The 8,493-nt window shown below is 60.2% G+C and carries 10 protein-coding genes; 8 read left to right on the top strand and 2 right to left on the bottom strand.

What is annotated here, in order from left to right; all coding sequences use genetic code 11:
* Window positions 1-16: 16 nt before the first annotated feature.
* The 7 genes from cbiE (at window position 17) to AB4Z24_RS05935 (ending at window position 5,582) form a co-directional block, all read left to right on the top strand.
* Complete coding sequence (gene cbiE / locus AB4Z24_RS05965) at window positions 17-1,240, top strand: precorrin-6y C5,15-methyltransferase (decarboxylating) subunit CbiE (RefSeq protein ID WP_441706527.1); 1,224 nt, start codon at window positions 17-19, stop codon at window positions 1,238-1,240.
* On the top strand, window positions 1,237-1,623 hold the full coding sequence (locus AB4Z24_RS05960; RefSeq protein WP_441706525.1) for a cobalamin biosynthesis protein: 387 nt from the start codon (window positions 1,237-1,239) through the stop codon (window positions 1,621-1,623). Before cbiE ends, AB4Z24_RS05960 begins: the two co-directional genes overlap by 4 nt.
* Window positions 1,620-2,375: a precorrin-4 C(11)-methyltransferase gene (gene cobM, locus AB4Z24_RS05955; RefSeq protein ID WP_441706523.1), complete on the top strand. Its 756-nt coding sequence runs from the start codon at window positions 1,620-1,622 to the stop codon at window positions 2,373-2,375. Before AB4Z24_RS05960 ends, cobM begins: the two co-directional genes overlap by 4 nt.
* An 18-nt stretch (window positions 2,376-2,393) precedes the next feature.
* Window positions 2,394-3,716: a cobyrinate a,c-diamide synthase gene (locus AB4Z24_RS05950; protein WP_441706521.1), complete on the top strand. Its 1,323-nt coding sequence runs from the start codon at window positions 2,394-2,396 to the stop codon at window positions 3,714-3,716.
* A 224-nt stretch (window positions 3,717-3,940) separates the two neighbouring features.
* On the top strand, window positions 3,941-4,108 hold the full coding sequence (locus tag AB4Z24_RS05945) for a NepR family anti-sigma factor (RefSeq protein WP_441706519.1): 168 nt from the start codon (window positions 3,941-3,943) through the stop codon (window positions 4,106-4,108).
* Window positions 4,095-4,649 (top strand): sigma-70 family RNA polymerase sigma factor, encoded by a 555-nt coding sequence (locus AB4Z24_RS05940; RefSeq protein WP_441706518.1) that lies wholly within the window; start codon window positions 4,095-4,097, stop codon window positions 4,647-4,649. Before AB4Z24_RS05945 ends, AB4Z24_RS05940 begins: the two co-directional genes overlap by 14 nt.
* Before the next feature lie 126 nt (window positions 4,650-4,775).
* A complete protein-coding gene (locus tag AB4Z24_RS05935) occupies window positions 4,776-5,582 on the top strand; it encodes a response regulator (protein WP_441706516.1) in 807 nt (268 codons plus the stop codon).
* Window positions 5,583-5,727: 145 nt separating this feature from the next.
* Here AB4Z24_RS05935 and AB4Z24_RS05930 read toward each other — a convergent pair whose 3' ends face one another.
* Window positions 5,728-6,120 (bottom strand): PRC-barrel domain-containing protein, encoded by a 393-nt coding sequence (locus tag AB4Z24_RS05930; RefSeq protein WP_441706514.1) that lies wholly within the window; start codon window positions 6,118-6,120, stop codon window positions 5,728-5,730.
* Window positions 6,121-6,298: 178 nt separating this feature from the next.
* Complete coding sequence (locus AB4Z24_RS05925; RefSeq protein WP_441706512.1) at window positions 6,299-6,472, bottom strand: DUF1328 domain-containing protein; 174 nt, start codon at window positions 6,470-6,472, stop codon at window positions 6,299-6,301.
* A gap of 572 nt (window positions 6,473-7,044) precedes the next feature.
* Here AB4Z24_RS05925 and AB4Z24_RS05920 point away from each other — a divergent pair.
* Window positions 7,045-8,472 carry a sensor histidine kinase gene (locus AB4Z24_RS05920; protein WP_441706510.1) on the top strand — a complete coding sequence of 476 codons (1,428 nt, stop codon included), beginning with the start codon at window positions 7,045-7,047 and terminating at the stop codon, window positions 8,470-8,472.
* Window positions 8,473-8,493: the final 21 nt, after the last annotated feature.

Raw genomic sequence — 8,493 nt, 5'->3', positions numbered from 1 at the left:
CCGGGAGCCCAATGCCATGAGCGGGCGCTGGTTGTCCATCATTGGCATCGGCGAAGACGGCCGAAAAGGGCTGTCTCCGGCGGCCTCTGCCTTGATCGATGGGGCAGCGCTTGTGGTCGGCGGACGGCGTCATCTCGATCTCGTTGGCGATACGCCGGGAGAGAAGATGGAGTGGGAAAAGCCGCTCGAGGCAACCGCGACGACGATCCTGGCGCGGCGCGGGACGCCCGTGGTTGTGCTCGCGTCGGGCGATCCGTTCTGGTTCGGGGCGGGCGCGACGCTGGCGCGTTCGATACCCGTCGAGGACATGCAGGTTCTGCCCTCGTCTTCGAGCTTTTCTCTTGCCGCTTCGCGCCTTGGCTGGCCGCTGCAGGACGTGACTACGCTCGGGCTCAACATGAAGGGGCTGACACCCCTGATCCGCCGTCACCTGCATCATGGCAGGCGGATTTTGACGCTGGCGCTCAACGGTGAAACGCCGCGCGAGGTCGCGAGGCTTTTGAGCGAAGCAGGGTTCGAAGAGAGCACGATCACCGTGATGGAAGCCCTTGGCGGTCCACGCGAGCAGATCAGAAGCGTGCTCGCGAAGAATTTTGATATTTCTGCCGTCGATCCGTTGAATATCATCGCGGTCGATGTCGTTGCGGGTTCCAGCGCGAAGCCCATTCCATTCACTGCAGGGTTGCCCGACCATTACTTCGAGAACGACGGACAGCTGACCAAGCGCGAAATTCGCGCGATGACGCTGTCGTCGCTGCAGCCGGGCGCGGGACAGCTGCTCTGGGACGTCGGCGCAGGAAGCGGATCGATCGGCATCGAATGGCTGCTGGCGCATCCGGCGAATACGGCGATCGGCATCGAGCGCGACGCCGAACGCGCCGCAAGGGCAGTGCGGAATTCCGTTGCTCTTGGCGTGCCGCATCTCGATATTCGCAACGGCGCTGCGCCCGAGGCACTCACCGGCCTCGCTCAGCCGGACGCGATTTTCATCGGTTGCGGTACGGCCGACGGCAACGTCATCGAGGCTTGCTGGACGGCGTTGAAGCCCGGCGGACGTATCGTCGTCAACGCGGTAACACTTGAATCCGAACATGCCTTGCTGGCGGCCCATCAGAGCCGCGGCGGAACGCTGACGCGCATGAGCGTCGAACGTGCAGAGCCAGTGGGGAAACTTATGGCTTGGCGTCCGGCAATGCCTGTTCTGCAGTGGGTTTCCGCTAAGGCCTATGGTGACGCATGATTGCAATCGGCATGGGAGCAAACAGCTCCGCGCGACCGGAAGATTTTTCCGAGGTTCTTGCGGCAGCGTGGCGCGAGGCGGGCAGGTGCGATGAGGTTGCGACTCTCGCCACGGCTGTTTTTGCTGCTCACGTGCAAGCGGCGGCATTGAAAGCTGGCGTTTCCTTTCGTCCGTGGATGTTGATTGCGCTGCGCGAAAGAAGCGCGGATTGCGTGACGCGTTCGGAGCGATCCTTGTCGCTTTTCGGTGTCACCTCGATTGCCGAGGCTGCGGCATTGGTTAGCGCGGGGCCCGGCTCGCATCTGGTCATGCCGAGGCGTGTCATTGGCAATATCACGGTCGCGGCAGCGCAATCGGCGGCTCACGGGAAACGGTCGAAATGACGGTGCATTTCATCGGTGCGGGTCCTGGCGCCGCAGATCTCATCACGGTGCGCGGGCGCGATCTCATTGCTCGCTGCCCGGTCTGTCTTTATGCAGGGTCGCTTGTTCCGCAGGCTCTGCTGACGCATTGTCCACCGGGTGCCGAAATTGTCGATACGGCGCCGATGACGCTCGACGAGATCGTCGAACGCATTTCTCAAGCGACGCGCGACGGTAAGGATGTGGCGCGGCTTCATTCCGGCGATCTGTCGATTTGGAGCGCGGTCGGCGAGCAGCTTCGCCGGCTCGATAAGCTCGATATTCCTTATACCATCACGCCGGGCGTACCGGCATTCGCCGCCGCGTCAGCGGTGCTGGCGCGGGAGCTGACGCTTCCCGAAGTCGCCCAGTCCGTCGTGCTGACGCGTACATCGGGCCGGGCGTCGGCAATGCCCGAACGCGAACAGCTCGAAGCGTTTGCCGAAACGCGCGCGACGCTCGCCGTGCATCTCTCGATCCATGCGATCGCAGACGTCGTCAGGCGTCTTTTGCCTTTCTACGGGCCGGATTGTCCGGCTGCGGTGGTCTATCGCGCGACATGGCCGGAGGAGCAGATCATTCGCGGTACTTTGCAAACCATCGCTGCACAAACTGCCGAGGCGGGACCGGAACGCACGGCGCTGATTTTGGTGGGCGAGGCGCTGGGGCGCGACGACTTCCGCGAGAGCGCGCTTTATAGCGTCGATTATCGCCGCCGTTTTCGCGGTGGCTAGAAGAGTAGGCGACAGACCATGCCCGAAGCATTGACGTTGCCGCCTGGATTGATGATTGCGGCGCCGCGCTCCGGTTCGGGGAAGACGACCGTGACGCTCGGCCTGCTACGCGCGCTCGTCCGGCGCGGTCTTGCGGTGCAGCCGTTCAAATGCGGGCCTGATTATATCGATCCGGCGTTCCACGCCGTGGCGGCGGCTCGCCCGTCCTACAACATCGATAGCTGGGCGATGAGCTTCGATCGCGCGGCCGATATTCTGTCGCGTTCGTCGCTTGGCGCGAACGTCGTCGTTTGCGAAGCGTTGATGGGGCTCTTCGACGGGGTTTCCAAAGCCGGGGCGTGGGGCAACGGCGCCAGCGCCGACATCGCGGCGAAAACGGGCTGGCCCGTCATTCTCGTGCTCGATGTTTCCGGCCAATCGCAAACGGCCGCTGCGGCCGCTCGCGGTTTTCAGGAATTTCGGGACGGCGTGAAGATCGCCGGAGTCATTCTCAATCGGGTGGGCAGTCCGCGTCATGTCCGTTTCGCGTCGGAGGCGCTGGAGGCTGCGGGGCTTCCGGTCGTCGGCGCCTTGCCGCGGGAAAGGAACGTCGTACTGCCGGAACGGCATTTGGGGTTGGTGCAAGCCGAAGAGACGGCGGAGATCAACACCCGGCTCGAGGCGTTGGCAGATTTCATCGAGACGCATGTGGACGTCGGCCGGGTCCTCCAGCTTGCCGTGCCGGGATCAGTGGCGGGAGGAGCGCTTACGAAGATCAAGCCCCCTGCACAGCGTATCGCACTAGCGAGGGATGCCGCGTTCTCGTTCGTCTATCCGCATTTGCTGGAAGGCTGGCGTGCGGCCGGAGCCGAAATCATTCCGTTCTCACCGCTTGCGGACGAAGCGCCCGATCCCCAATCCGATCTCGTCTGGCTGCCGGGCGGCTATCCGGAGCTTCACGCGGGGGCGTTGTCGAATGCCGGCCGCTTCAGGTCGGCTGTCACCGAGTTTGCGCGGTCGCGGCCGGTTCACGGCGAGTGCGGAGGCTATATGGCGCTTGGGACTGGCCTCGTTGATGCCGAGGGCCAGCGCCACGAGATGCTGGGGCTTCTGGGGCTCGAAACATCGTTCGCAAACCGGAAAATGAACCTCGGGTATCGCCTGGCGGAGCTTGTCGCGGCCTGCCCGTTGGGCGGCGCCGGGGAGGTTTTGATGGGGCACGAGTTTCATTACGCGAGCGTTCTAGCCTCGCCTGACGAGCCCCTCTTCCAATTGCGGAATTCAGACGGCGAAGCGCTGTCCGGGGGCGGCAGCCGCCGCGGTCAGGTCACAGGGTCGTTTTTTCATTTTATCGATAAATAACCGGCGCCTCGGCAGGATTTTCAGGCTACGGTTGAGCCCGGGCGCCCGTTGCCCGCTCTACAAGTTAACCGGAAGTTCTGGAACTTTTTAGAACCGTGCGCATTTAGGTCTGGGAAGGTTCGTCCGGAACCCGGTGTGCACACACGAGTACTACGGAATCCGTCAAATAGGGTCTTTGCAAGATGGGCACAGGCAGTGATCCCAAGCGAGGGGATTCAACGACTATGCAGGCACCGTTACCGGTCGAGCTTCAGGGGCAGATTGGCCAGCGTTTGAGAGAGGCCTATATCGAACTGATTAACGAGCCAGTCCCCGATCGGTTCGTTGCACTCCTGCAAAAACTTAAACAGCGCGAGGAGGAGAGTAAGGAGGACGGTCGTGACGAAAAGTGACGACGACCTGCAAGCTCTCTTGATCGCGGCCGTTCCCAATCTGCGCGCATTCGCGAATTCGCTTTGCGGCGATCCAACGCGTGCCGACGATCTCGTGCAGGATACGCTCGTCAAGGCCTGGTCCAATCTGGATGGTTTCGAAAAAGGCTCGAACCTGAAGGCCTGGCTCTTCACGATCCTGCGCAACACCTATTTCTCCGAACTTCGGAAACGCCGCCGCGAGGTCGAAGATGCGGACGGGGCGATGGCGGAGCGCATGTCGGTTCTGCCAGAGCAACACGTTCATATGGATCTCGTCGACTTCAAGAAAGCTTTCGGCGTTTTGAGCGATGATCAGAAGGAAGTTCTGCTGCTCGTCGGCGCGGAGGGGTTCTCCTACGAAGAGGCCGCCGAGATTACCAACGCGGCAGTCGGCACTGTCAAAAGCCGGGTCAATCGCGCCCGTGTGGCCTTGAACAAGGCCCTCGGTCTCGAAGCCGGTGAGAATATCAATCCCAATGGCGAATTCGCCGGAATCACGCGAGCTGCCGGGCGAGGTTAGCCCCGGTTGCTCGATGAGCCGAGACGGATAAGTTCATGGGGTGCACGGACGTAATACCCTATCCGGGATGATCTTGTGTTTCGGTACAGGATCCTCTCGCCATAAAACGAGATTACGAGGTGTCAAATGTCGATAGCCGAATCCATTGCTCCCCATTTGCCGTATCTGCGCCGCTATGCGCGATCGCTGACGGGAAGCCAACAGTCCGGCGACAACTACGTCGCGGCGGTACTGGAGGCGCTGATCGCCGATTCCGAGTCGTTCGACAAATCGATCGCTCCGCGCGTTGCGCTCTATCGCACTTTCACCAAGGTCTGGAATTCGCTCGCCGTAAACCGCGTGCCCGACGAGGTACGGCAACTCGATAAGCCGCTTCCGGAGCGGCGGCTGGAATCGATCACGCCGCTTCCGAGACAGGCCTTTCTTCTCGTTTCGGTCGAAGGCTTCTCCACGGCGGAAGCGGCTCAGGTTCTTGATGTCACCCCGGCTCACGTGACCGAGCTTCTGCAGATGGCGGGTGCGGAAATCGCCGAGCAGCTTTCGGCGGATGTTCTCATCATCGAGGACGAACCGCTGATCGCGATGGATCTGGAAGCGCTTGTCGTCGACATCGGCCATCGCGTGCAAGGGGTCGCCCGGACGCATCAGGAAGCCGTCGCGGAGGTTGCCAAGAAAGCGCCGTCGCTCGTTCTCGCCGACATTCATCTCGCTGACGGAAGCTCGGGACTCGAGGCCGTGAACGAAATCCTCGAGACGATCAGCGTTCCGGTTATTTTCATCACAGCATTCCCGGAGCGCTTGCTGACGGGCACGAAGCCGGAGCCTGTGTTTCTCATCACGAAGCCTTTTGAGCCGGCCGTCGTAAAGGCAATGATCAGCCAGTCACTATTCTTCGGTCTCAGATCGAAAAAGTCCGGTCAACGCGCGGCCTGACGCGTTTTACTTCGTTCGTGAAAGAGGCGCGGCTCCACTGGGGCCGCGCCTTTTTCATTCAAGCAATTCTATTGCGTTTGGGATGGGGTGGAATTTGGAGCGGGCGCTTCGGAGGCCTGCTTCGCACTGTTGAGCTCCGACTTTTTCATCGCGGAGCCTTCCGTCCAAACGTAGTTGGGTGCCGAGGAAAGTTATCCTTGCTGGCGCCGAGGACCGCGACGGGGTTGCCGTCTTTTTCGGAGAATTTTATCTCGTTGAAGGGAACGCCGACGTTCTTCTCGCCAACGCCTAGAAAGCCGCCGACGCCGATGACGGCGGTGCTGACTTTTCCAGCATTGTCGAGAACGAGATAATTGATGTCGCCGAGCTTATCGCCAGCAGCGTTCTCCACGCGCAAACCGATGAGGCTGGAGGTGCTCTGCTCGCCCATCGCTTGCGTTTTGACGAACGAAAGTGCCTCCGCCGATGAGGTGAGCAATGCGGGCGCTATGGCAAGTCCGGCGATGATGGCGGCACGGCTCAAGGTCTGTTTGTTCATTGTCGGTCTTCTCCTGGTGACGTTGCGTTTGGTCAATCGCACCGCGAATTTTTTGTTCCACTTTGATTGGTTCGATTTGAAAGGGATTGATCGTGCGCACGCAAATGAAAACGGCCTGGCTGTGGCCAGGCCGTTCTTAAATGGCTTCATTGGTCTGCGTCGGGTCACGTAATCAGAGTCAGGCCCGGCGTATGAAACTCGCGACGATGGAGACGATGAAGAGTACGATTGCGACCCAGAAGATGAGCCGGGCTCCTTCCATCGCGGTTCCGGCGATGCCGCCGAATCCCAAGGCCGCGGCGACAATCGCTACGATCAAGAAGACGATTGCGTAGTAAAGCAGGTTTCCCATTGGCTCCGATCCATTTCCAAAAAAGCGCCTTGAGAAAACGTGCGCAGAAACGGCGCGGTTCCGAATTACGGCGAAGGTGGGGCGGGATCGGCTTCGAATGCCGCACAAAAAATTAGAGTTCGCGCCGCTCGGGGGGAAGCGGTCGCGAACTCTTTTAAGTGACGCCGTACCCTGGGCCACGGGGGAGTGGGGAGGGAGTATTTGGGTACGGTCACAGTTGGAAAACGTAGCGAGCGCTTGTGGGTTCCAAAGTTTCCTAGTGTATTTTTTTGCCCCGCTTTCAGGGGTGCGGATGGTTTTATTTCGATTCAAAATGCGCGGATGCGCGCAGGTGCAGACTTGCTATGTCGTTGGCCGATAGCTTGGCCAAATGCATTACGAGTTGGAAAGGTCTGAGCAGCTTAGTCGTGGTATTGATAGAGAAAAATTGCTTTTAGCAGGCGGTTGGCACGGCGGTTAAGTCGTGGCATTGCATATACTTTCCTTCGATCATTCTTAGCTGGGTTATGGGCCGCCAAAACATATCGCGGAGATTTGCAGCGTTCCTGACGTCGAATGCGACGAGAACGTTGTTGGTCTGGGTTTCAATCGCCGTTCTATCTGGGCTCGCAGCAATCGTTGCCTGGCATTGGACGGTGACGGCTGCAGATCGCGTTGCGCAGACGTTGCTCTATCAGCAAGGCCTGACGAAGTGGTTGAGTGCCGCTCAGGATCTCGAGATCGCGCAACGCGGATATCTGCTCACACGAGATCCAGCTTATCTCGCGTCCTACGAATCCGCAAAAAAGGCCGTCGACGGTATCCATACCGATTTTACCCGGATCGGACGGAACAACCATCAGCTGCTGGCTGCGATCGAGGAGGTTCACAAGGCGCAGCAGGAACACCTGTCGGCAATCGACAAGAGCATTGCTGCCGCGGCAAAGGATCCAAATCCACCTGGTCAGATCGCAGAGACCAGTCTCGACATCGCGCTGTCGAACCGGTTGCGTGACGAGATCGCCGCCGCCAGCAGGCAGCAACAACTCCTCTTCGAAGAGCGCGTCGCTCAATTTCACGACCAAAGCTTCTGGCTTCTGATCGCGATGCTCGCGATCTTACTGGCCTGCGCCGCGTTGGCGATGGTTGCACTAATCCGTGAGCGGCAGCGCGTGGAAGCGCTGGAGATTACAGCCCTGACGCTGACATCAACGAACCGGTCGCTGGAAGCGCGAGTCAAGGCGCGCACCGAAGAACTCGCGATCGAGCGCGATCGGGCGGAATCGGAACGGGAGCGTGCGGAAGCGCTGCTCCGGGATGTAACGCACCGCATAGGCAATACGCTCTCGCTCGTCGTCGGCTTTATCAATCTGCATATCCGTCATACGTCCGATCCGCGATCCTTGAAAACGCTGACGGGTGCGCGGGATCGTATTCATGCAATCGCGAGCGCGCAGCGGCGGATCAATGTCGTCAACGATCTCGAGCTCGTGCGCATCGACACGCTCATGCAAGCGGTTCTGGACGACGTGGCGGAAACGGCCGGGGAAAGCCGGATTCATATGACGATCGAGGTGCCGCCCCTGCTGGCGCCCGCGCAAGTCGCGACGTCGCTCTGCGTGCTGGCACAAGAATTCGTCGTCAATTCCTTCAAGCATGCTTTCGGCGAGGACGGCGCTGGCGAAGTCCACGTCCGATTGAAGCAAACGGGCGAAACCGGAGCGGAACTGATTATCGAGGACGACGGCTACGGGATCGATGCTAGTCTTTACGCGGGGATCGCGAGTGATGCCGATAAAATGCTGCATGCAAACGCGAGCAATACGGGCGAGGGACTGGGAACGAAAATCGCGGCTCTTCTAACGCGGCAGTTTTCGGGAACCATCGCCTATGAACCTGTGAGGCCGGGGTATGCGCGACCGGGCACACGGGTCTCGATCAAATTGCTGGAGTTGACGCTCACGGCGCCGAGCGACGAAGTATCAACCACGGAAAAAGAACTGAAGAGGACGCCCGCGTGATGGAAGGGCCGGCAGGTGAGG

Source organism: Hyphomicrobium sp. 2TAF46 (assembly GCF_052114865.1).
Classification (GTDB): Bacteria; Pseudomonadota; Alphaproteobacteria; order Rhizobiales; family Hyphomicrobiaceae; genus Hyphomicrobium_B.
This window is presented reverse-complemented; position numbering and strand designations above follow the sequence as displayed.

Excerpts from the sequence above, each read along its gene's own strand:
- AB4Z24_RS05960 (WP_441706525.1), top strand. The coding sequence starts at position 1,237 with ATGATTGCAATCGGCATGGGAGCAAACAGCTCCGCGCGACCGGAAGAT.
- AB4Z24_RS05935 (WP_441706516.1), top strand. The coding sequence starts at position 4,776 with ATGTCGATAGCCGAATCCATTGCTCCCCATTTGCCGTATCTGCGCCGC.
- cobM (WP_441706523.1), top strand. The coding sequence starts at position 1,620 with ATGACGGTGCATTTCATCGGTGCGGGTCCTGGCGCCGCAGATCTCATC.
- cbiE (WP_441706527.1), top strand. The coding sequence starts at position 17 with ATGAGCGGGCGCTGGTTGTCCATCATTGGCATCGGCGAAGACGGCCGA.
- AB4Z24_RS05950 (WP_441706521.1), top strand. The coding sequence starts at position 2,394 with ATGCCCGAAGCATTGACGTTGCCGCCTGGATTGATGATTGCGGCGCCG.
- AB4Z24_RS05925 (WP_441706512.1), bottom strand. The coding sequence starts at position 6,472 with ATGGGAAACCTGCTTTACTACGCAATCGTCTTCTTGATCGTAGCGATT.
- AB4Z24_RS05930 (WP_441706514.1), bottom strand. The coding sequence starts at position 6,120 with ATGAACAAACAGACCTTGAGCCGTGCCGCCATCATCGCCGGACTTGCC.
- AB4Z24_RS05945 (WP_441706519.1), top strand. The coding sequence starts at position 3,941 with ATGCAGGCACCGTTACCGGTCGAGCTTCAGGGGCAGATTGGCCAGCGT.